At 44.2% G+C, this 23213-nt stretch carries 23 protein-coding genes; 4 read left to right on the top strand and 19 right to left on the bottom strand.

Annotated features, from left to right (window positions below):
- Nucleotides 1-137: 137 nt before the first annotated feature.
- The 5 genes from EMP01_RS10055 to pnp form a co-directional block, all read right to left on the bottom strand.
- Nucleotides 138-1037 (bottom strand): porin family protein, encoded by a 900-nt coding sequence (locus EMP01_RS10055; RefSeq protein WP_129021389.1) that lies wholly within the window; start codon nucleotides 1035-1037, stop codon nucleotides 138-140.
- A 6-nt stretch (nucleotides 1038-1043) separates the two neighbouring features.
- Nucleotides 1044-1856 (bottom strand): hypothetical protein, encoded by an 813-nt coding sequence (locus tag EMP01_RS10050; protein ID WP_129021388.1) that lies wholly within the window; start codon nucleotides 1854-1856, stop codon nucleotides 1044-1046.
- Complete coding sequence (locus tag EMP01_RS10045; RefSeq protein ID WP_129021387.1) at nucleotides 1856-2338, bottom strand: RNA polymerase sigma factor; 483 nt, start codon at nucleotides 2336-2338, stop codon at nucleotides 1856-1858. The genes EMP01_RS10050 and EMP01_RS10045 overlap by 1 nt, the downstream gene beginning before the upstream one ends.
- Nucleotides 2339-2499: 161 nt before the next feature.
- The gene (locus tag EMP01_RS10040) at nucleotides 2500-4539 is read right to left on the bottom strand and encodes a M13 family metallopeptidase (RefSeq protein WP_129021386.1); all 2040 of its coding nucleotides are present in this window, start codon (nucleotides 4537-4539) and stop codon (nucleotides 2500-2502) included.
- Between the two features lie 111 nt (nucleotides 4540-4650).
- A complete protein-coding gene (gene pnp / locus EMP01_RS10035; RefSeq protein ID WP_129021385.1) occupies nucleotides 4651-6993 on the bottom strand; it encodes a polyribonucleotide nucleotidyltransferase in 2343 nt (780 codons plus the stop codon).
- A 434-nt stretch (nucleotides 6994-7427) separates the two neighbouring features.
- Between pnp and EMP01_RS10030 the strand changes: the two genes are divergently transcribed.
- Nucleotides 7428-8222, top strand: a complete 795-nt coding sequence (locus EMP01_RS10030; RefSeq protein ID WP_129021384.1) for a hypothetical protein — start codon at nucleotides 7428-7430, stop codon at nucleotides 8220-8222.
- On the opposite strand, the gene EMP01_RS10025 is transcribed toward EMP01_RS10030, so the two are convergent.
- The 3 genes from EMP01_RS10025 to EMP01_RS10015 form a co-directional block, all read right to left on the bottom strand.
- Nucleotides 8219-9724: a phytoene desaturase family protein gene (locus tag EMP01_RS10025; RefSeq protein WP_129021383.1), complete on the bottom strand. Its 1506-nt coding sequence runs from the start codon at nucleotides 9722-9724 to the stop codon at nucleotides 8219-8221. The genes EMP01_RS10030 and EMP01_RS10025 overlap by 4 nt on opposite strands.
- A 63-nt stretch (nucleotides 9725-9787) precedes the next feature.
- Nucleotides 9788-11653, bottom strand: a complete 1866-nt coding sequence (locus EMP01_RS10020) for an Nramp family divalent metal transporter (RefSeq protein ID WP_129021382.1) — start codon at nucleotides 11651-11653, stop codon at nucleotides 9788-9790.
- A gap of 72 nt (nucleotides 11654-11725) precedes the next feature.
- Nucleotides 11726-12376 carry a SanA/YdcF family protein gene (locus EMP01_RS10015; protein WP_129021381.1) on the bottom strand — a complete coding sequence of 217 codons (651 nt, stop codon included), beginning with the start codon at nucleotides 12374-12376 and terminating at the stop codon, nucleotides 11726-11728.
- 78 nt (nucleotides 12377-12454) lie between these two features.
- On the opposite strand from EMP01_RS10015, the gene EMP01_RS10010 reads away from it, so the two are divergent.
- Complete coding sequence (locus EMP01_RS10010; RefSeq protein ID WP_129021380.1) at nucleotides 12455-12979, top strand: DinB family protein; 525 nt, start codon at nucleotides 12455-12457, stop codon at nucleotides 12977-12979.
- Nucleotides 12980-12990: 11 nt separating this feature from the next.
- Here the strand turns inward: EMP01_RS10010 and EMP01_RS10005 are convergent, their stop codons facing one another.
- Entirely contained in the window at nucleotides 12991-14265 is a 1275-nt protein-coding gene (locus tag EMP01_RS10005) for a replication-associated recombination protein A (RefSeq protein ID WP_129021379.1), read from the bottom strand.
- A gap of 38 nt (nucleotides 14266-14303) precedes the next feature.
- Here EMP01_RS10005 and EMP01_RS10000 point away from each other — a divergent pair, with 38 nt between their 5' ends.
- Complete coding sequence (locus EMP01_RS10000; protein WP_161971308.1) at nucleotides 14304-14834, top strand: TlpA family protein disulfide reductase; 531 nt, start codon at nucleotides 14304-14306, stop codon at nucleotides 14832-14834.
- Nucleotides 14835-14907: 73 nt separating this feature from the next.
- Here the strand turns inward: EMP01_RS10000 and EMP01_RS09995 are convergent, their stop codons facing one another.
- The 10 genes from EMP01_RS09995 to EMP01_RS09950 form a co-directional block, all read right to left on the bottom strand.
- Nucleotides 14908-15660 carry a hypothetical protein gene (locus EMP01_RS09995; RefSeq protein WP_129021377.1) on the bottom strand — a complete coding sequence of 251 codons (753 nt, stop codon included), beginning with the start codon at nucleotides 15658-15660 and terminating at the stop codon, nucleotides 14908-14910.
- A gap of 88 nt (nucleotides 15661-15748) precedes the next feature.
- Complete coding sequence (locus EMP01_RS09990; RefSeq protein WP_129021376.1) at nucleotides 15749-16594, bottom strand: hydroxymethylglutaryl-CoA lyase; 846 nt, start codon at nucleotides 16592-16594, stop codon at nucleotides 15749-15751.
- 69 nt (nucleotides 16595-16663) lie between these two features.
- The gene (locus EMP01_RS09985) at nucleotides 16664-17260 is read right to left on the bottom strand and encodes an IMPACT family protein (RefSeq protein ID WP_129021375.1); all 597 of its coding nucleotides are present in this window, start codon (nucleotides 17258-17260) and stop codon (nucleotides 16664-16666) included.
- Nucleotides 17247-18299 carry a bifunctional diaminohydroxyphosphoribosylaminopyrimidine deaminase/5-amino-6-(5-phosphoribosylamino)uracil reductase RibD gene (gene ribD / locus EMP01_RS09980; RefSeq protein ID WP_129021374.1) on the bottom strand — a complete coding sequence of 351 codons (1053 nt, stop codon included), beginning with the start codon at nucleotides 18297-18299 and terminating at the stop codon, nucleotides 17247-17249. The genes EMP01_RS09985 and ribD overlap by 14 nt, the downstream gene beginning before the upstream one ends.
- Nucleotides 18300-18391: 92 nt before the next feature.
- A complete protein-coding gene (locus EMP01_RS15615) occupies nucleotides 18392-18676 on the bottom strand; it encodes a YHS domain-containing protein (RefSeq protein WP_202616047.1) in 285 nt (94 codons plus the stop codon).
- A 3-nt stretch (nucleotides 18677-18679) separates the two neighbouring features.
- Nucleotides 18680-19495 carry a purine-nucleoside phosphorylase gene (locus EMP01_RS09970; protein WP_129021373.1) on the bottom strand — a complete coding sequence of 272 codons (816 nt, stop codon included), beginning with the start codon at nucleotides 19493-19495 and terminating at the stop codon, nucleotides 18680-18682.
- 21 nt (nucleotides 19496-19516) lie between these two features.
- Nucleotides 19517-20104: a hypothetical protein gene (locus EMP01_RS09965; protein WP_129021372.1), complete on the bottom strand. Its 588-nt coding sequence runs from the start codon at nucleotides 20102-20104 to the stop codon at nucleotides 19517-19519.
- Nucleotides 20105-20123: 19 nt separating this feature from the next.
- Nucleotides 20124-20672: an RsmD family RNA methyltransferase gene (locus EMP01_RS09960; RefSeq protein WP_129021371.1), complete on the bottom strand. Its 549-nt coding sequence runs from the start codon at nucleotides 20670-20672 to the stop codon at nucleotides 20124-20126.
- A complete protein-coding gene (locus tag EMP01_RS09955) occupies nucleotides 20663-21460 on the bottom strand; it encodes a DUF3822 family protein (RefSeq protein WP_129021370.1) in 798 nt (265 codons plus the stop codon). The genes EMP01_RS09960 and EMP01_RS09955 overlap by 10 nt, the downstream gene beginning before the upstream one ends.
- A 63-nt stretch (nucleotides 21461-21523) precedes the next feature.
- Nucleotides 21524-22561, bottom strand: coding sequence for a formimidoylglutamase (locus EMP01_RS09950; RefSeq protein ID WP_129021369.1), 1038 nt, complete (start codon nucleotides 22559-22561; stop codon nucleotides 21524-21526).
- Between the two features lie 131 nt (nucleotides 22562-22692).
- Between EMP01_RS09950 and EMP01_RS09945 the strand changes: the two genes are divergently transcribed.
- Complete coding sequence (locus EMP01_RS09945; RefSeq protein WP_129021368.1) at nucleotides 22693-23106, top strand: BrxA/BrxB family bacilliredoxin; 414 nt, start codon at nucleotides 22693-22695, stop codon at nucleotides 23104-23106.
- The last annotated feature ends 107 nt before the right edge of the window (nucleotides 23107-23213 follow it).

The following is a 23213-nucleotide window of genomic DNA, read 5'->3' as shown; positions in this document are numbered from 1 at the left end:
TTAAAACAGTTTAAAAACTATTGACATTATTCACGCATAAATATATGGATTGATGCCTGCAATCATATTGGCTATTCAAAATAAAAAAAGCTCTTCCTGGAAAGGAAGAGCCATATGTTATAGAAGGGTAATCAGTATTAAATGCCTCCGAAACGGATGCCGAATGCAATTGGTTGGTGCGTGATAGACTCTGTTTTGTACAGGTTAGTCAGTTGGTATGAACCAAAGAAACGAACTTCTCCCAGGCCGATCTCTGCATTCAGGTTTACATTGTAATCACTAAAGTTGAACTGGTCGTGATTTTTCACTTTGCCGCGCTCTCCGGAGATCTGCTTGGTCCAGCTGCTCAGGCGGTAGCCAAAGCTTGCCCCGAAGCCATAAGTAAGCCAGTTACTTTTATCAATGCGGTGATTGAAGTTCAGCATCAAAGGCACAGTCAGGTACTGTACAGACATTTTATTTTTAGTGAAGGCTACATCATCCATTTTGATTTTGTAATCAGGTTCACTTTGCAGTGTAATATTTTTATTGAAACGGAAATTATAGATCTGCAACCCAACACCTGTATACAGGTTCATCTTAAAGTTTTTCTGACTTACAACTTTGTAGTTGAACATAACCGGGTAGATATTTACATTCCAGGAACGGCCGTTTTTGAGGCTGAAAATATCTCCGTTTACTTTATCCGCAGGAATATTGGCAAAGTTGTTCATCAAAGCCGGGTCCGCTACATTATATACAGTCTGGTCGTTAAGCAGATTGAGGCCCAGGTCCAGCATACCCCATTGCACCTGGAATCTTTTCTTTTTATACGCAGCTTCTTTCTTTTTGTCACTGACACGGATGCCGTTAGAGCCGATAGAGATATAGGTTGTACTCTTTTTAGAAGTATCCTGGTTATCCTTATTTTCAATGACGTACATCTCTACATCACCGTCTTTCTCTTTAGTAACAACTGTTGTTTCTTTTGTTTGTGCCTGTGCGAATAATGGGCTCAATAAGGCTCCGCTTAATGCAATGAATATGGACTTTTTCATGTTTAATTATTTTAGGGTTATGGTATATGATTTATGGATAAAGTTTCCTAATGAGATTTCAACGGTGGTGCTTTTTTCTTCATTCAGCAACCAGTTTCCGGCATTGATCACATCGCCCAGCAGGCCTTTAGGAGCATGGTCATCCTTGGCTATTTTAGCAAGGGCAAGGGCCATATCTTCCGTTGCGGTAGTATTGTTTTCAGCGATAGGGCGTATAGGGCTTGTCCGTACTGCTGCAACAGAAGTGCCTGTTGTCTGGTTAGCCAGGAGGTGAACAGTCCTTTGTACTTCAGGAGTTGTTTCCTCTGGTTTGATCAATGCCAGTGTTCCGGGATCGGGATTGGCTTTGCGTACTATTTTTTCAGTTTTTCTTTTTACAGGTGTATTGGTATTATTTTTTGATTTATTGTTACCTGCAGGCTCCTGTGCAGGTGGTAATGCCGTATTCAGATTCTGTGGCAGCTGCGATTTAACGAGGCTGTTATCTTTGTACAGTTGTTCTTTTTGTGCGCCGAACCACAGTGCAGATACGATGGCTATAGGTGCCAGTGCAGCTGCTGCATAATATGGCCATCTGCTGCTGCGTTTTGGTGCAGGTACAAAGGCTATTGTTTCCGGTTTTTTAAGCTCATCCTTAAACGTACACACGATATCCTGCTCATCTTCCAGTTTTAAGGAAAGATATGTGTCATACAGTTCCTGGTACTCAGGGCTGCCCGCGATAATATCGCGTATGTTCTGCTCCTGAGCCGGATCAAGCTCTCCGTCTACCAGCAGTAAGATCTGCTCTTCGATGTATTGATTGTCCGTATGTTTCATTACAATATCTGTTTTTTACTGATGAGGTACTCTTTTAATGTTTTTCTTGCTCTGTGCAGGTATACTTTAACCTGTGCATGACTGAGCTCGGTTATCCTGCCTATTTCTTCGTAACTATACCCTTCGTAATCTTTAAGCAGGATGAGGGTTTTGCTTTGTTTATCGAGAATTTTTAATGCTTCTTGTAAATATCCTTTCCATTCACTATGTTGGTTTGGGTTAACGGTTGCGGTAATCTGTTCCTGGTGTAGTTCACTGTTTCTCGGCTTTCGGAAATGGTCCATACATCGTCGGTGTGCAATGGTGAACAGGTAACTTTTTACTTTTTCCGGCGATACGTCTTCCCGGTTTATCCATAAGGTCTCGTAGCTCTGCTGCACAATATCTTTCGCTTCTTCCGGCTCCTGGACGGTTTTGAGTGCAAACCGGTAAAGCCGGTCTGCCCACTCTTCAACAGCTATATTGTATTCTTGTGCGGTCATTTGATAGTTAATCGGATGTGGAGCAAAAAAGTTACAAAAGTTTTTAAATATTTTTTATTGTTATGTAATTTGTGTTACTTTTTTAGTGTACATATATAAAAGTGTGGCGCGCCGAAGGCGCGCCACACAAGCATTTACGGATATAGGCAACGAATATAATCTTACCAGATTACAATACGGCTTGCTTCCGGTAAATATAATTTATTACCTTCTTTAGTACCCCATGCATTATGGAACTCGATCAGGTGAGGCATAGGACCATTGATACGGTCAGCAGCCGGACTGTGCGGGTCTGTCAGCACCTGCTGGCGCAGAGCTGCATCATTAATATTAGTGTGCCATACCTGAGCCCAGCCCAGGAAGAAGCGTTGCTGCCAGGTAAAACCATCGATCAGGGCCGGTTCTGGCTTACCTTTCAATGATTTTTGCAGGGCATGATAAGCGAGGGTTAAACCACCCAGATCGGCAATATTTTCACCGATAGTCAGTTTACCGTTTACATTCAGACCAGGCAATACTTCACGCTGGTCGAAGTAAGCAATATATTTATTAGCCAGCTCATCAAATTTCTGACGGTCTTCTTCTGTCCACCAGTTTTTCATGTTGCCTTCAGCGTCATATTTAGAACCTTTATCATCAAATCCGTGGCTGAATTCGTGACCGATTACGGCAATAATACCACCGTAGTTGATCGCATCATCTGCATCAGGATTAAAGAATGGAGGTTGCAGGATACCAGCTGGGAATACAACTTCATTGTTTAATGGGCTATAGTAAGCATTGACAGTTTGCGGAGACATACCCCACTCTTTCTTATCTACTTCCTTGCCTATTTTATTGATCGATTCTTTATGTCCCCATTTACGTGCAGAGATTACATTCTCCACCAGTGTATTAGGTTTGATATCGATAGTAGAATAGTCTTTCCACTGATCAGGATAACCGATCTTGTAGGTAAATGCAGCCAGCTTCTTGCGTGCTTCTACTTTTGTTTCCGGGCTCATCCAGCTCAGCTGATCAATGCGCTCACCAAAAACGGTGCGTACATTCTCGATCATCTCAGCAACTTTTTGTTTAGAGCTTTCCGGGAAATATTTAGCAGCAAACAGTTTACCTAAAGGCATACCCATGATGCCATTGGTTGCAGTAGTCGCTCTTTCTTCCAGAGATTTACGTTGTTTCACACCACGCATTACCGTGCTGCCAAAACGGAAATCTTCGTTCTGAAGGTCCTCTGATAAATATCCTGCGAAAGAAGACAGTAACTGCCAGCGGCTATATTGTTTCAGTGTTTCTACAGGTGTATTATTCAGCAACGCATTCAGGCTGCTCAGGTATTCTTTATTCTGAACGATTACTTCTTCAATTTTAAAACCCTGATGGCTTAGGTAGCCATCCAGGTCAAAATCCTTAACCAGTGCCTTCATTTCTGCATAAGGCATCTTGTTATAGGTTTTTACAGGATCTCTCAACTCAACATTGGATAATTGTAATGCAGCCAGTGCCGTTTCAAATCTAAGGATGTTCTCTCCCGGATTTTTATCTTTCCAACCGGCCAGGGCAAACATTTTGTTGATATGAATGGTGAATTCTTTACGGATAGCTACTGCGCTGGAATCATCGCGGGAGTAGAATCCTTTTTCACCCAGACTCAGACCGCTTTGTCCTGCGTATATCGCATTCCATTTGCTGTTCTTTTTATCGGCATATATACCGAAGCCCAGCACACCATCAACACCGGCAAGATCCAGGGATCCTGTCAGTTTGGTCCATTCTTTCACCGTCTTTACAGCAGTGATCTGGTCTACATATTTCTGGATCGGTTTAATGCCCAGTTTATTTAAAGTAGCTACATCTGAATAGGCACGGTAGAAATCTGCGATCTGCTGTGCTTCTGTTCCCTTTTTAAGGTTAGGCTGTGCCAGTATTTCAGTGATAATACCTTTGATGCGTACATCTTTATTTTCTTTATCCAGGATACCGAATGCACCCCAGCGGCTTTCTGTGCTTGGAATCGGATTATTCTTCTTCCAGCCACCGTTGGCAAACTGGTCGAAATCATCACAGGCATGTGCGGTACGATCCATATCGCTGATCGGATATGCCGGTACTTTTTCTTGTGCTTGAATTGGATTTTGCGCCATAAATAATGCAGTGGCTGAGAGTAATAACCACTTTTTAGAATACAATTTTGAATACATAACCTAATGTTTGGGTCTCAAAGATAAGCTATTCAGTGCTAAAAAAGAGCAAAAGAAAAAGGTGCACCGGGATTAATTCCGGTACACCTTTTATATTATTTTCAGATCGGTTTACAGTGCCAGATCCGCATCCGATGGATCGATTGCAGGGCTTTCATTGTTTACCGGCTGTGTGTTTTGTGCTTCAGCTTGTTCACGTGGTTTTCTGTCACCGCGATCATTTCTTCTGTCGCCACCGCGATCACCGCGATCGTTACGATCTCTTCTGTCACCACGATCACCACGGTCACCGTTTTCTCTGCGTGGTTTTCTTTCACCTTCCGGTTGCTCTACATAACCTTCTGGTTTAGGCATCAGTACTTTTCTGCTCAGTCGGAATTTGCCGGTTTTCTGGTCTACTCCCAGCAGTTTTACTTTAATCACCTCGTTTTCATTCAGTACACCTTCCAGTGTTTCCAGGCGTTTCCAGCTTACTTCAGAGATATGCAGTAAACCTTGTTTGCCCGGCATGAATTCTACGAACGCACCATATGGCATGATAGATTTAACGGTAGATTCGTATACTTCACCAACCTCAGGAATCGCTACGATACCTTTGATCCAGTTCATCGCTGCATTCAGGCTCTCACCGTTGTTAGAGAATACTTTTACTACACCAGTTTCACCAACTTCTTCGATGTTGATTTCAGCACCGGTAGTACGTTGGATTTCCTGGATAATTTTACCACCTGGTCCGATTACCGCACCGATAAACTCACGATCAATGATCAGTTGTTCAATACGTGGAGTTTGTGGTTTCAGTTCTGGTCTGTATGCTGGCATAGCCTCATACATCGCATCCAGGATATGTAAACGACCTTTATTAGCCTGTGCTAATGCCTGACGCATTACATCCATGCTTAAGCCATCTACTTTAATATCCATCTGGATACCACAGATACCATCACGGGTACCGGTTACTTTAAAGTCCATGTCACCCAGGTGATCTTCATCACCTAAGATATCGGTCAGTACAGCCCATTTACCATCGCTGGCACGGCTGATCAGACCCATCGCTACACCACTTACGTGTTTAGGGAAAGGAACACCAGCATCCATCAGCGCCAGAGAACCGGCACATACAGTAGCCATAGAAGAAGAACCGTTAGACTCCAGGATGTCAGAAACTACACGTACAGTATACGCATAATCTTTTGGCATCATTTGGTACAGGGAACGTTTTGCAAGGTTACCATGTCCTACCTCTCTGCGGCTCGGACCACGCATTGGCTTGGTCTCACCAGTAGAGAATGGCGGGAAGTTATAGTGTAACAGGAATTTTTGATAATTAGATGTACCTGCAGTTTCGATCAGTAATTCATCGTCTTTGGTACCTAAAGTTACGGTGGTCAGAGATTGTGTCTCACCGCGTGTAAATAATGCAGAACCGTGTGGGGTTGGTAATGCACTTGTTTCAATATACAAGCCACGTACTTCATCCAGTTTACGACCATCTAAACGACGGCTTTCATCCAGGATCATATCACGTACTTTGTAGTATTGCATATCGTCGAAATAACGTTTTGCAAAAGCAATAGTCTCTTCTGAAGGCTCCTCACCGAAGCTAGCCATTAATTCTTCTTTCAAAGCTTTAATCGCGTCTGTACGATCGTGTTTGCTGCTACCAGCTCTTGCGATTTCCAGCATACGCTCAGTAGCAAATGCTTCAACAGCTGCTTTTACTTCTTCGTTTTCAGCAAATGGAGCTACTTCTCTTTTTGCAGGAGAACCAACTTTTGCTCTTAATTCTTCCTGAGCTTTTACTTGCTGGCGAATAGCATTGTGTGCTACTTCGATCGCTTTGATCATGTCTTCTTCCTGACATTCTTTCGCCTCACCTTCTACCATCATGATGTTTTTTTCAGTGGCAGCGATGATGAAGTCCATATCAGCATCTACAATCTGTGCAGGTGAAGGGTTTACTACCATTTCACCAGCGATGCGGGCAACACGTACTTCAGAAATGATTTCCTGGATAGGTACAGTAGATACCGCCAGTGCAGCAGATGCAGCCAGACAAGCCAGTGCATCAGGCATTACCTCGTCATCATTAGAGATCAGGGAAACCAGTACCTGTACTTCACACAGGTAGCTTTCAGGGAACAGAGGACGTAATGCTCTGTCGATCAGACGGCAAATTAATATTTCATAATCGCTGATTCTGCCTTCACGTTTGAAGAATGAACCCGGAATACGACCGGCAGAAGCGAATTTTTCTTGATAATCAACAGTCAGCGGGAAGAAAGATTGACCTGGTTTAGGTTCTTTGCTCGCCACTACAGTAGCTAATATTACGCAATCGCCGCAGCGAACGGTAACCGCACCGTCAGCCTGACGGGCGAGTTTTCCTGTCTCGATTATTACCTCTTTACCATTTTCTAAAGTAAAGGAAACCGAAGTTGGATTTAATGTCATATATCTTTTTTTTAAGATTCAGCTTAGAAGCCATATTCAGCTAAAAAATAATATGGTTAAGGCTTCTAAATAATTAACCATATTATAAGGTGTTGCGAAGGTAAGTATTAAAAGCGATAAAAAATTACAATTTATTGTAAACACAATATGATCTTATAACACTCTGATAATAAGTGTTTTTTGAGCAATATGCAAAGAAAAGTAAGGGCAGGGCAATCCGTTTACCCCTTAAACTATTATATATTTTAGATTGCTTTATGTTTATGTACAGATACTCAAAAGTGAACTTGAATTTACCCTAACTCCCAACAGCACAAGGGTTTATTTTTTTATTACTGAATTTCATATGAGATAATTCACTATCTTGTGGCTCTACTCTACTCGAATCTTACCACTGATATATTAATAAAGGAGTATTGACTTTTTAATTTTATATGAAAGGTGTTTTTTTGTTTTTATGCCTGCTTGGTACAGGCAATATGATTATGGCACAGGGCGTAACGCGTTATGTTCCCCGTCCTGATCGTCAGTATGTCAGCGTGTTTGCTGACCTTAATCAGAATATGACTGCGATGGGCGGTCCGGGAACGAATAAGAGCAGAGTAGCGCCATTTGTTCGCCTTGGCTTCCAGTATCGCTATCAGTTTACACCAGGCTTCTTCCTGGCTGGTGGTGTAGCAATCGGCAATGGAAACTTTGCGTATCGCTATCGTAAGACTTATGCCCCCACCTCCGATACAACGTATGCGAAGGGGGAACTGGGTAGTGGTGGTCTTTCAGTACTGGTATTTGAGCCGCATATCGAAGTGGGTAAAGTAATGACCTATGGTGGTAAACACCAGATCACGATTAGTGCCGGTGTTTCTCTGCCTATGTATCTTCCCAGGATCAGCTCTATATCAGATACTACATATAGTACCACTGTGCTGTCCACCAAAGAGCGCGTACGCTTTGGAACCACGGAAACTATATCCATCAACAATGACGGGAAGCATTTCGGAGTAGGTAACGCTAATCTGTATCTGGGTTACAAAAGGCTCAATTATAATGCGCTGACCAATAAACTCGGACTTGGATTGATTTTCAGTTACTCGTTTTATACCAGTAATGCAGGTCTGGCGGTAAGCCGCAGTTATAATGTCAGCTATAAATATGAGATGGGCAATGCTGCAGTACAAAAGCTGACCTATGCTTCATTTGGTATCCGCCTGACTTATGATCTGCTTTAGGGTTTATTGATCTTATCCAGTAAGTACTCCATACCTACAAAATCTGCTGTTGAAGAAATGGCGGTCATGCTTACGCCCAGTACACCATGCAGGTTTACATTTTGCCCCGTAAGGTAAAGGTTGGGTATTCTTGTTTTAGTGGTAAGGCTGGATTGATTCAGCATATTTACATCTTTTTCTATACCATATAGCTCCCCTTTCATAGAGCCCTGGTAATCTCTATAACTGAGTGGTGTCGCCACTTTGCTGGATTTTGCATGTTGCCTCAATTCCGGGTAGCGTTGTGCCACTACATTCATCAATGTATCTGCCAGGGAAGCTTTGAATTCCTGGTATGCATCATCGCGTCCCGATGGTGCCAGGGTATTGTTATACGTATCCTGCCATGCTTCAAACGTATCGGTATTGATGTAGCTGAGGATAGATACAGATTCTGCATATCCCGGATGCTGCCGGTCTTCGGTATAGTAAATGGAATAATTTACAGGAAACTCCTTCGATAATAAATCAATAGCCTCAAGGCTGTTCGTTTTATTCCAGTTTATATTGTAGTTTTTATAGGGGACCTGTTGCGGTTGCAATACCATATTGACCATAATTGAGCCTACGGTAAGTGGTGCCTGCTGTATACGGTTTCTGAAGACAGGCTTGAGTATAGACTGATCAGACAACAGGGCAATCGTCTGTTGCGGAGCGATATTGGAGATAAAATGGTCTGCCTGGTATTCTGCTCCCGATGTACATACAGCCTTTTCAATTTTGCCGTTTTGTACGGTCAGTTCTTTTACCTGCTCGTGCCGGTATATGGTGCCTCCGTAAGCCATCAATTGCTTCCACAGTTGCTTTGAGATCTGTCCGCTACCTCCGGTGCACCGCCAGGAGCTGTCAATGTAACTTTGGCTGACCAGTGCATGTTGATAGAAAGGTGTTTTGTCTTGACGGCCTGCATATAGAATAGCATTGCCGGTCAGTGCCTGCTGTAATGCAGGACTGGCTTTTGTTTCCTGTAGTACTGATGATAACTTCCAGTCCGAAACTTTATGCTTCTCACTGGCATCACCCATGCGCAGGTTGTATAAGGGAAAATGATCGCAGGTATATTGCAGCAGCCGGGCATACTCTTTTATAGCCGCCTGTTCTTTCGGGAAATAGCTGTTCAGCTGCTCGGTAAAATGGTCCAGGTTTTGCGCCAGCGCATAGGACTTATCGTCTGCACCGGATATGATCTGGTCAAAGCAATCCATATCCAGGCGCTGCAATTGCAGGTGCTGTTGTATGCCCGCATAATTAAATATGCGGTGCAGTACCTCACCCTCATTCAGTGAGCCTATATAGTGCACAGCACTATCAAATATTTTCTTGTCGAATGAAAAAGACTGAAGGCAGCCCCCGATCTGTTTGTTTTGCTCCAGCACCGCTACATCAAAGCCTTCTTTGGCCAATAGTACAGCCGTCAGCAATCCTCCCAGCCCGGAGCCGATAATAACAACCTGGTGTTTCATATATCCTGTCAAATATAATAAAGATTTTACTGGATATATACGGAACCTTAAAATTGCAATTTACTATTGCGCGATGAATACCGGAATATCTACTTTATGACGAAGGTTATTTACCGTTTCCCCGTAAATGAAATCTTTAAGTCCCCTGTGCCCGTGACTGCCCACTACAAGCAGGTCCGCACTATATTCTTTACAGATACCGGCAATCTCCGTTACGCGGTTATTATAACCCAGTATGGGTAATACATTGTATCCTTTCTCTGTAATAAAGGCGGCATAGTTATCTAGGTGTTGCTGGTCTTTCAGTGTTTCTGCATCCTGGGTTTCGTGGCCCGAACGTTTGGCGGCAGCGCTTTCCACAATATGGATCAGTACCAGCCTGGACTGCGTATTCGCCAGCTTCAGTGCATAGCTCAGCGTCTTGTTATCTACCTCGGAATAGTCGAGTGCCACCGCAATGGTATTGAATTCATTAACGCTGGTTGTACTGATATGTAACTGGTGATGGATGTCCAGATTAACCCTGTGCCTGCGACGATACAGCGGATAAAGGATGGTTAGTAACAGGAGCACGACCAGGCCTATACCGCCAGCAACAACCAGGGTTTTGAGCCCTTCACTTACATCCATAGCCAGCACATCAGTTACCGACTCATAGACCAGCTTCATGTTCAGGCCACCGACCAGTACTACGATAGACCAGCCAACTATTTTGCTGAACATAGAGATTGCAAAGCGGCCCATTTTTTCCTTATCACTCACAAAATAGATCAGCGGAATAATGGCAAATGATAACTGCATACTGAGCAGTACCTGGCTAAAAATCAATAGCCTCCCTACTCCCTTGTTACCCATGACCAGGATCACAATTACTGCAGGTACTACCGCTAACAGTCGGGTGATGATACGGCGCAAAGCCGGGCTGATCCTTAATTGCAGGTAGCCCTCCATAACGATTTGTCCGGCTAGTGTACCGGTAATAGTTGAACTTTGTCCGGCAGCGATCAGTGCAATGGCAAATAGCCTGGAAGCCCATTCTGTGCCCAATGTCGGGGCCAGTAGCTGGTGTGCATCCTCCAGCTCTGCCACCTGTGTCATGCCGTTACGGTGAAATACTGATGCAGCAAGGATCAGGATGGCGGCATTTACAAAGAATGCCAGGTTAAGGGCAATGGCACTATCCCAGAAGTTATATTTTAAAGCTTTTTTTATAGAGGTATCATCCTTTTCAATCTTGCGGGTCTGTACCAGTGCAGAGTGCAGGTACAGGTTATGGGGCATTACAGTTGCACCAATAATACCAATGGCAATATATAAGGCTTGTGTATTGGGTATAGATGGAATGAAACCCTGAACCAGCGCGTGCATATCCGGTTTGGCCAGGAACATTTCGATCAGGAAGCACATACCAATGATGAATATGGTACCGATGATAAACAGTTCCATTTTGCGGATACCCAGCCTTTGCAGATACAGCAGCAGGAAGGTATCTCCGAAACTGATGAGTACCCCCCAGATCAGGTCCAGACCGAACAACAATTGCAACCCGATCGCCATACCGAGTATCTCTGCAAGATCACAGGCTGCGATGGCAATTTCTGCCAACAGATAAAGGATGAAGTTCATCCCTTTAGGATAGGTCTCCCGGTTACATTGTGCCAGATCTTGTCCTCTTACGATACCCAGTCGGGTGCAGAGCGATTGCAGGAAGAGCGCGATAATATTGCTGCATAAAAGCACCCAGATAAGGGTGTAGCCAAACTGTGAGCCACCGGCCAGGTCTGTAGCCCAGTTGCCCGGGTCCATATAACCTACACTTACGAGGTATGCCGGACCGAAAAAGGCCATGATCTTGCGCCAGGACGACTTCTTAGAAGCTATATCTACACTGCTGTGTACATCATGTAAGGATTTATGCTGCCCGCTCAATGTTTCAAATGTTAGATTTGTAAAACAATTTTATTAAGCAAATATAGGAATTGTGCGGGCAAATCGTAGATATTATTTTTTATAGTAGTTCGAAGGGCCGTGTATGTTAATATCCCCTCCGTGAAAACGGGGCTTGCGTCCGACGTGTACGTCCACAAACGATTTTAGTAATGCGAGGTATTCTCTCATCTTATTTTTCTGCATGAGTGCATAGCCACCCTCGCGGTCTGCGGCATAGCCATAAGATTTGATGCCCATTGCCTCGCCCAGGTATACCGCCCGGTCCAGGTGATAGTTCTGGCTGATCATGATGGCTTCATCTACCTTAAACAAGTCTTTAGCCCGGTATACGGTAGAGTACGTATCAAAACCTGCATAGTCCACAAATATATCTTCGGCTGGTATTCCATGTGCGGTACAATATTCTTTCATTACCGTCAGTTCATCATACTCATCCTGACCATTATCTCCCGAGAGCAGGAGTCTTTTTACTTTCCCGGATTTATAGAGTTCAATTCCTGCATCCAAACGGTCCTGCAGGTAAGCACTGGGCTTATTATTGCGAATGCCTGCACCAAATATAATTGCAGTATAGGTTTGAGGTAGCTTTTCTATTTTGCTGTAGCAAAGCGGGTTCACTTTCTTTTTAATGCCGTATACCAGTCCGGCAGCGAAAATGCTTAATGCACCGGCAGCAATCAGGGGGATTTTTAGTTTTTTCATAGATCAATTATCTACTGCAAAATAATCCTTTGTTTTTGAAATAAAATCTTAATTTTCGCCCCCTAATGATTGCGTTTTATGAAGAAGATCAATAAGCCCAGAGATGTAGAATATGCTTTGTATTATGATACCTATATAGCCATGGTACCGACAGAAACGAGTGTACTGGATCAGCTGAAAGGCTCTGCCAGGGAAGTTACTGCATTATACAAGTCCCTGAGTCCGGAAGCTTTGACCACGCCTTATGCAGAGGGTAAATGGTCTCTTAAAGACCTGCTGATGCACCTGATCGATGTAGAGCGCGTATTCGTTTATCGTGCGATGCGTTTTGCACGTATGGATCGTACACCGCTACCGTTTTTTGATGAAAATGAATTTGCCAAACAAGCCCTGGCTGATAAGATTCCCCTGACCAAACTACTGAAGGAATATAATGCCTGTCGCAACCTGACGATAGCTTTCTTTAATAACCTGACTGCGAAGCAGACAGAACGCTCCGGTATTGCCAGTCAGGCAGCCATGTCCGTGCGGGCCTGTGCCTGGATTATTATGGGCCATGAACTACATCACCGTAAGATTATTACAGAACGATACTTAAAATAAAAAATACGGGTCTAGTACCCGTATTTTTCTTTCCAGCATTGTCGCAAATAAGCCCTGAGCTTATCTTCCGAAGGATTGGGCCCCGGATCATATATCTTCGTTCCGGCAAGGGCTTCGGGCAGAAATTCCTGCTCAACAAAATGTCCTTCAAAACTATGGGCATATTTATAGTTATCGCCGTAACCTATATCTTTCATCAGTTTGGTCGGTGCATTGCGTATGTGCAGCGGTACCGAAAGGTCTCCGGTCTGCCGCACAATAGCCTGTGCCATATTAATGGCTTCATAAGAAGCATTACTTTTTACAGAAGAGGCCAGGTAAGTAACGGCCTGTGATAAGATGATCCGGCATTCGGGATAGCCGATCATTTCTACTGCAGAAAAGCAGGAGGTCGCCAGCAATAGCGCATTGGGATTAGCATTGCCGATATCTTCACTGGCAAATATGACCATGCGCCGGGCAATAAACTTGGGATCTTCCCCACCCTCAATCATCCGGGCCAGATAATATACTGCTGCATTGGGATCGCTGCCCCGCATAGATTTGATGAAGGCCGAAATAATATCATAGTGCTGCTCTCCGGTCTTGTCATATAAGGCCATTTTCTTTTGTATGATAGATTGAACCTTTTCATTCGTGATGACTTTAGTGCCTTCAGGAAGAGCCGTCACTACAATCTCAAACAAGTTCAGCATGCGGCGTCCATCCCCACCACTCAATTGCAGTAATGCTTCCCATTCTTCAATATGGATATCCATCTGTGTGATGAGCTCATCCTGCGCTATAGCACGCTGCACCAATTGCTTCAGATCATCTACGGTAAAAGGTTTGAGGATATATACCTGACAACGGCTCAGTAAGGCGCTGATGACTTCAAAAGACGGATTTTCTGTAGTGGCACCGATCAGTACAATATAACCCCGCTCTACAGCACCGAGCAGGCTGTCCTGCTGGGCTTTGTTAAAGCGATGTATCTCATCTATAAACAATAAGGCTTTGCCGGCTTTTTTCGAAAGGTCAATGATCTGGCGTATTTCTTTAACGCCGCTTTCAATAGCACTGAGACTGAAAAACGGAAGACCGGACTCATGGGCTATGATCTGCGCCAGGGTGGTCTTACCGATGCCCGGAGGTCCCCAGAAAATGAGCGAATGCGGCTGCTTCTGATCTATCATATTCCGCAATACACTACCCGCACCTACCAGGTGCTCCTGCCCTACATAATCTTCCAGGCGCTGCGGGCGCATGCGCTCTGCCAATGGTGGTGTACCGGATTTATTATTCATGAAAATGCACTATTTTTATGGACTCAAAATTACGTCAAATGATACAGAAAATAGCGCTTTCCTTATGTTTGTCAATGCTTTCGACGACATATGTACAGGCGCAACAAGTGAGTACAGCAGTAACCGACGACCTGGATCAGTATAAACAGATCAATGCGCCGATACCGGCTTTCAGCATTGAAACCAGTGATGGACATTTTCATTCAGAGAAGGATATTCCTGCAAAGTCTGCTATTGTTGTACTATTCAACCCAACCTGCGATCACTGTCAGGATCTGGCAAAGGATATTGTGAAGCATAAAGAAGAGTTTGAGGCCATTCCGCTGGTGTTTATCGGGGCTAAAGATATGAAGCCTTACCTGGATGATTTTATTAAAGCCACAGGGTTAAAACAGTTGCCACATGCAATTATAGGTGCTGATCGTTCTGATGTAATCTACCAGTTGTATGAGTTTAAGGCACTGCCTCAAACGAATGTGTATACTGAAAAACATACACTGAAGTATAAGCATAACGGAAGCATCAGTGCTAAAGAGCTGTTGTCTATTATCTCCGGAAAGGCAAAGTAACCGGAGCGCAATAATATAAAAACGGGTATTTTGTGTGTAACAAAATACCCGTTTTTATGTATGCTTAAAATATTTATTTTCCGAAGCGTGCCGTAATGCCTACAGATACTTTTGGAGTGAAAAAGTTCTCATCCAGATCCGGGCCTCCCGGGGCTACGGCAAAACCCGCCTGAAAATTGAAACGGATATTGGAAGAACCGGCTTCAAAGTTGAAATAGGGTTCGAAGATCGGATACAGCGTATTAGATACACTGTTGTAATGCTCCTGTGTGTAATGCATATTGTAAGCACTAATATCGTAGAACTGATAGAAACCTAGTCTTACGCCACCCACAAGGCTCACATTCTTCTTAGCCATACCCACAGCGGGTTGCAGAGAGAATGCTCTGAAGCGGGAGTTCAGACGATCTCTTACCTGATTATTGGCCGTGTAATAGGAATGGTCGCGGTTCACACCTGCGGCAAAGTTACCATAAACAGATACCAGCCCGTTATTCCCAAATCGGTTGTAATACCCGATACCGCCTTCGAATGAGCTGCCACCCATCTTGCGGATGTAGTCATCATTATCTATAGATCCATTGCTGTTAAAGCCACGGTTGCGCCAAGATGCTTTAAGACCCAGGCTCTGTACCGGAGAATAGCCCACATTAAGATCGAAAGACGGAAAATTATATACGCCTGCTACCAGCACAGAGGCATTGGCAGCGACTTCGCCCTGTTTGCTCAGCATGGGGTCATACACCGATTCTGCACGGTACAGCGGACGGTAACAGGAGCTGAGGGTAAGGGTTGCGAGGAAAATGTACAGTAGATTTTTTTTCATATAAAAGCAAATATGTTGTGATTTCAGACAGGGATGTAGTATCCCCATCTGAAAATTACAACATATTTTGATAATTTAATATTTTAGATCAGATAAAGACGCTTGAGGCCATGAGCATTGCTTCGTTAAAAGCTGCTCTATCGATGGACAACGGAATGTTATTTTTATCTGCAAAGTCCAGTAAACGTTCTGTAGCGATATTACCGACCAGATCATCATTAGCCATAGGACAGCCACCTATACCTTTGATAGAAGTGTCGAAGCTGGTACAGCCTGCATCCCAGGCTGCCTGTAGTTTTTCCTCTGTAGACTGTGCGGTGGAATGGAAGTGCGCTCCGATATGGATCTGCGGAAATTCAGGGATCAGTTTTTTATAAATATTGGTAATATTCTCCGGGTTGGAAACCCCCACGGTATCGGCCAGGGCAATATGTTTTACCCCTAATTGTACCAGGGTCTGAAACCATTTATATACGATATCGGCATTGTACTCATCTCCATAAGGATTGCCGAAACCCATAGACAGGTATAATACAGCCTCTTTATTGTTCTGGGTACATAAGTTCTGAATCGTTTCTACCTGCTCCAGAGACTCGGCAATCGTTTTATTGGTATTGCGCATCTGGAACGTTTCGGAGATAGAGAACGGGAATCCTAAATAAGTAATCTCATCATAGACAACTGCATCCTGCGCCCCGCGCACATTGGCAATGATCGCCAGCAGCTTGCTGCGGGTATTACTCATGTCCAGTTGGCGGATCACTTCCTTAGTGTCTACCAGTTGCGGAATGGCTTTGGCAGATACAAAAGAACCGAAATCCAGGATATCGAAACCTACTTTTAATAACTGATTCAGGTAAGCCACTTTAGTGGCGGTGGGTATGAAGTGAGACCAGCCTTGCATGGCGTCTCTTGGACATTCTATTAAAGTCATGATTAATGCTTATGTCGTGATTGCGTTTCTAACGCTTGTCAAAAATACGGATTATTGCTTATATCGTGATCAGCCATCCACTATGGTGAGCCCGTAGATGTCGGCCAGTCGTTGCAGGCAGGCTTCTTTATGGATGAGGGGAATACCGATAGTATACTCGCAGAATAACTGCATGTCCTGTTTCAGGATGCTTACTTCATATTGTTTCAGCACAGTCATCACTTCGTTCATGATTGTATAATCAAAACTCAGTCCGAGTGTGTATTCAATATTCTTCTCTACAACCTCACAAAGTGCCAGCGCATCTGTGGTCACGTTCTTGTAGGCATTGATCAGCCCCGGTACGCCTAACAAGGTGCCACCGAAATAGCGGACTACTACGACCAGTACATTGGTCAGTCCGGCACTATCGATCTGACCCAGTATGGGCCTTCCTGCACTACCCGATGGCTCGCCGTCATCATTGGCACGGAACTGTTGTCCGTCAATACCGATGCGGTATGCATAGCAATGATGTACTGCTTTCGGATGCTCTTTCTTTAAGGTCTGTATATGTGTCTTCAGTTCATCGGCATGATTTAAAGGATAGGTATAGGCCAGGAATTTACTGCCCCTGTCCCTGAACTCTGCTGTGGTCGTGCTTTTGATCGTCTTATAAGTATTCATGATTGGGTCTGGTGTATTGCTGGATGATGTTGTCGTCCAGGATAATGCGTTCTTTCTTTACGGCAGGATGCAGCATCGGTGCAGGTGTGCCACTGTGGAGCTGAACTGGTGTTTCTATACAAAATGCTTCATCCCATAAACCTGCATGAATAAAGGATTGCAGGGTTTGCGTGCCTCCTTCTACAATCAGGCTGTTGATGCCCTTTTGATACAGGTCCTGTAAGAGTGAGGATATGAAATCCTGTCCTGAAGGCAATTTTATGTAGGATGTCTGCGCCTCAATACCTTCATAAGTTTCAGTATAAATCCAGGTAGCTAAGCCATCAGTCTTTACATGTAGTGCTTCCGGCAATTCATTTTTCGGGTCGATAATGACACGGAGTGGCTGCTGTGTGCCAAAGAAACGATTGGTCAGGTAAGGATTGTCTTGCACTGCGGTACGGTAACCCACTAGAATAGCCTGTTCTTCACTGCGCATACGATGTACCCATCGCTGGCTCAAAGCATTGCTGAGCATTACTTTCCGGCCTGCTTCGGGAGCAATAAAGCCATCGGCACTTTGCGCCCATTTCAGGATGATATAGGGTCTCTGATGCTGATGGTAGGTAAAGAATCTTTTGTTTAATGCGCGGGCCTCCTGTTCCAGTATACCGGTAATCACCGGTATGCCTGCGGCACGGATCATGGCTATGCCCTTGCCGGCCACTTTTGCAAACGGATCTTCGCAGGCCACTACCACCTCTTTTACGCGTTTCTGAATCACCAGTTCCGCACAGGGTGGCGTTTTGCCATAATGGGCACAAGGTTCCAGGCTTACATATAATGTACTCTCCCCGATCAGGTGCTGATCTGCTGTAGCCACGCTGTTAAAGCAATTGACCTCGGCATGTGCCTGGCCATATTGCCGGTGCCAGCCTTCCCCGATGATGCGGTCCTGGTACACCAAGACCGAACCCACTACAGGATTGGGTGCTACATGGCCCTGCCCTTTCATGGCCAGTTCCAGACAGCGGTACATATATTTTGCGTGTGTCTCCATTAATCCATTTTGCATCAGCAAAAATGTTCGTTACAGGCTGCCCGGTATCGATACCCGACAAACTGTGACGAACATTTTTTACCGTTGACGGTTTATTTTTTAGCGAATTTCGCCGGATCTTTATCAAATGTTTCTTTACAGTGCGGGCTGCAGAACCAGGTAGTATCTCCACCGTAAACGGTGTATTGATCCCAGTCTGCTTTTTTGTCCATCTCACATACCGGATCTTTAGGTCCGTTCGCGGGAGCTACTGTTTCTGTTGCGGCCATCTCTGAAGTTTTTGTTTCAGTAGCTGTCGCTTTTTCTTCTGTTTTATTGCTGTTGCCGCAGGCAGCGAAAGTCAGTGCCAGTGCAGAAAATAAAAAGATCTGTTTCATAACTTATAATGATTTTATTAATTCACTTACAATTTTAGCTAGTTTGGGTGCCGCTTCATTAGCCGCAGCCAGTACTTCTTCATGGGTGATCGTATTCAGTTCTTCGCGGATACCCAGGTCGGTAATAATGCTTGCTGCAAACACCTTCATGCCTCCGTGAATGGCTACAATCACTTCTGGTACGGTACTCATACCTACAGCATCACCACCGATAACATGCAGCCAGTAATACTCTGCTCTTGTTTCAAAAGTCGGACCCTGTAAACCGATATAAACACCTTCCTGTACCGGGATGCCGGCAGTTGCTGCAACAGCTTTAGCCTTATCCAGCAGGTCATAACTATATGGTTCGCTCATATCCGGGAATCGGGTACCCAGGCGGGTATCGTTCTTGCCTCTCAACGGATGTTCCGGAAACAGGTTGATATGATCTTTAATGAACATGATATCGCCGATCTTAAAGTCTTTGTTCATTCCTCCGGCAGCATTGCTGACAAAAAGAGTATGTACGCCCAGTGCTTTCATTACCCTTACCGGGAAGGTTACTTCCTGCATGTCATAGCCTTCGTAATAGTGAAAACGACCGGCCATCATGATTACCTGTTTGTCTCCGATAGTTCCGAAGATCAGTTTGCCGGCATGGCCTTCTACTGTAGACTGCGGGAAGTTTGGAATTACTGTGTATGGCAGTTCTTTGGTAACGGTTACCGCTTCGGTAAGTCCGCCCAGACCACTGCCCAGGATAACGCCGTATTCCGGCAGGGTTTCCAGCTGTGCTTTTATATATTCGGCTGTCTCTTGGATTTGCTCAAAAGTCATTTCTGTTCTTGTGTTTAGCTTTTATAATAAAGAATCCTCCGGATTTTCCGTATCGGTCTGATTAATAGGACTGATAGAATCTATATTGATGTCGGTACGGGGCAGGGTCATGACATGCTTCTGCTCCAGTGCATCGATATGGCTCTTACGGTTCAGGTGCTGACCTGTAATGGTTTTCATATTTTTACCGGCAAGGCTCAGCGTACTGTTTTTCTTACGGATGTTGGCAAGCATACGGCCAATGATCAGGAATAAAAGCGCCAGCAGTACAAACATTCCTTTTACAGAATATTCAAATTGCTGCATTTCCATTGAGCTGATCTTTCCCGGTACAATTTCAGGGTAACCTGTCATCTTGCCCATCACAAAGAAAGGGCCAAGGTTATTCATGAAAAACAGGTATACGATACTGCCCATACTCAGGAGATACATGATAATCTCCATCAGTATATTCAGCGATGCATTCAGAAAACGGGTTGCCATAGATCTGCGCAGGGAAGTCGCCATAGGATCGATCAGTGCGATCTGCTCCTTGATCATAACTTTCTGTTCCTGCCAATCTTCGATCAGGTCCTGGAAAAGAGATTCTTTAGGTGAAATTTCGGTCATATGATAATGAATTTATTATTTATGCCTGCGGCTTTGCGGTAAAAAATGAAAATATAGTAGTACCGTAGTTTTTAACCCGCAGCAGGTTTGGATGATTTTCATAATTGTTACGTGGTGTATGTTCCAGTACAAAAATGCCATCCTCTGCAATCAGTTCACGTTCTATGACGATTCTCGGCAGATCATCTATTTCCTGCAGCGCATAAGGCGGTCCTGCAAAGATAAAATCATACTTATCTGTACACTGTGCCAGGAATTTAAACACATCGCCCTGTATGAGGTTGAAGTTTTCGATATTCAGTTCCTGTGCGGTTTTGCGAATGAATGTTGCCGGTACTTTATCTCTTTCTACAATGGTCAGGTTTGTGGCCCCGCGGGACGCCAGCTCGTAACTGATGCTGCCGGTACCCCCGAAGATGTCCAGTGTTTTGGCTCCTTCAAAGTCGACCAGATTCTGTAGTGTATTGAATAAACCTTCTTTAGCAATATCAGTAGTTGGTCTGGTATTGGGTAATTTTGCCGGCGGATGAAATTTTCTGCCTCCGAATCTGCCCCCGATTATGCGCATTTAATGATCTGTTTAATAAGTTGTAAAATAGGTCCTTTGTCGCCGGTAATGATCTGCACATCGTCAAAATACGTTTTGAGATCCAGTGCAAACTCTTCCACATTTTCAATAATCCCGGATACGTTGAATTGTGCCAGGGATGGATCGAAATCATTTTTCTCAGCGATCAGGGCGATCTTAAACACCACATTCTCTACCGTTTCAAATTCAAATGTCTGATGCGCCAGTAATTTGCCGGAATTGGTTACACTGAGCAATGCCTCATTCTGCAGCAGGATCAGGTTGGCTACGCTGTCCCCATGATCAGTAGCAATATTGCCCAGCGAAAAACGGGATAAGGATACCACCTGCAAATGATTGAAGTAACGCTTCATCAGTTGCGCGATCTTGCTGTCATAAGCATATACCACATGGGCGTTGATTTCCGGTATTTTATTGTCGAAAATGTCATCATCAGGACCGATATGATGCAATCTTTTCAGCCACAGACGCGATTCTTCACCCAGGAACAATTTTTCCGGGATAATGAGTGCACGCTCATCAGCCACCCAGATTTTTTTAATTTTCTGGTTATGCAGACCCATGGCCTCGTGCAGGAATATTTTTTCAAAAAATGCTTCGTCCCAGTTTTGTGTATTGGTATAGACGTAAGCTTCAAGTATATCTGTATCGTTATACAGGTACACACAACATCCGTTCTTCCAGATAATCAGTTCCTCTCCTGTAACATCAGTTGCCTTAAAACCTTCTACGCTATAGCTCCAATACGGTGTAAGATTATCTAACATATTAAAATATAACAAGCGATCTAAAAGGGCAAAGATAATGAATCTGAATTACTCCGATACAGGCTAAGTGCCTGATTTTACCAGTTCTTTATTCCCTTTGACAAAAGCCTGAACCAGGTAGGCCAGCAACTTGCCTATGGAAGGATATGTCATGCCATCTGCCCGCTGTGCCACGCCCTCTGGTAAATGCAGGTAAGCAGCCTTTTCATGACTGGCGGCAGTGTATATATACTGTAATGCTTCCGTACGGGAAAAGCCTACCGGAGATAAGGCGCTGCTTAAGGTATCCGTGATGCAATCCAGGTCCAGTTCAATACCGTAAGCAGTAGCACATACATGCTCCAGGCATTGCTTGAGGCCTTGTTCAAATGATTGCTTCCGGCGCAGGTATATGTCTTCAAAAGTTACATAGCACAGGTCTTCGTTCTGGTTAAAATGGTTCCAGATGTCGGTATTGTTATAGCCTTCATGCAGGCCGAATGCGGCATAATGCTTCAGGTAACCTTCTTTATAAGCATAATGGAATCCGTTGCCACTGTGCCTTCCTTCCAGTGCGCGGAAATCGGCATGGGCATCCATATTAATGACATTGATGGGTGATTGTCGTGCTTCAGACAAGCCTTTCAGTAAAGGATAGGCATTGTTGTGTCCGCCCCCGATTACTACCGGTATCTTACCCGCGGCCACTATATGACGGATAACGGGCGTTACGACCAGATCAATAGCAGCAGTAGCCTTTCTCAGGTGCTCCGGTTCCGCAGCATGTTCAGTATGAGCCACCTGCTCCAGTAATGCAGCACAATCTATATGGCCTAAAAGGAAGAAGTCTTTGCCGCACAGGTAATTATTGTCCTGGATATTTAAAAAGGCAGACAGAAAAGCGGTCCAGCCGGTATGGGCGCCACCTATACCATTATTGGCCCTTACGCCTATATCTTCGGGTATGCCCAGCAATACATATGGTGCTTCGGCCTCCTTTAATGCTGCTTCCCAGGCATGATTGCCAGGGTACGAAATGGTCTGTCCCAGTTTCTCTTCTCCGGCCCTGGGGCTGAAAAAATGCTGGATATCTGCGAAGGAATATGGCTTAAGTGAAGGCATAAAGCTTATGTGTTTGCTACAAAAATAGTATTTATAACCTTTTCCAATACGGGGTTAAAGTGAATTTATTGTATCGTGTCAATAATAGAATTAACTTTGCCATCATTACTTAAAATAAATAGTATCAGAATATGTATCCAGCAGAATTAGTGAATCCGATGAAACAAGAGTTGACTCAACACGGATTCCAGGAAATAGTAAATACAGCACAGGTTCAGGACGCAATGAAGCAAAGTGGCACTACTTTATTGGTTATCAATTCAGTATGTGGTTGTTCTGCAGGTACTGCCCGTCCGGGAGTTGTCGCTTCTCTGAATGGTGAAGGAAAGAAACCAGATCACCTGGTGACTTCATTTGCCGGTTTTGACGCAGAAGGTGTACAGGAAGCAAGAAAATTCTTACTGCCTTACCCACCATCTTCTCCGGCTATCGCTTTATTAAAAGATGGTCAGCTGGTACATATGATCGAACGTCATATGATCGAAGGTCGTTCTGCCGCAATGATTGCCGCTAACCTGCAGCAAGCGTACGAAATGTACTGCTAAAACAGGAATTTTATAATTGTGTTGATAAGTGTGCCGGTAAATTTTCCGGCACATTTTATTTGTACATACTTTTGTTCTAAATTTGACCTCCAAAAATTACGCAATTA

This window comes from Edaphocola flava, assembly GCF_004118155.1.
GTDB lineage: Bacteria > Bacteroidota > Bacteroidia > Chitinophagales > Chitinophagaceae > Edaphocola > Edaphocola flava.
This window is presented reverse-complemented; position numbering and strand designations above follow the sequence as displayed.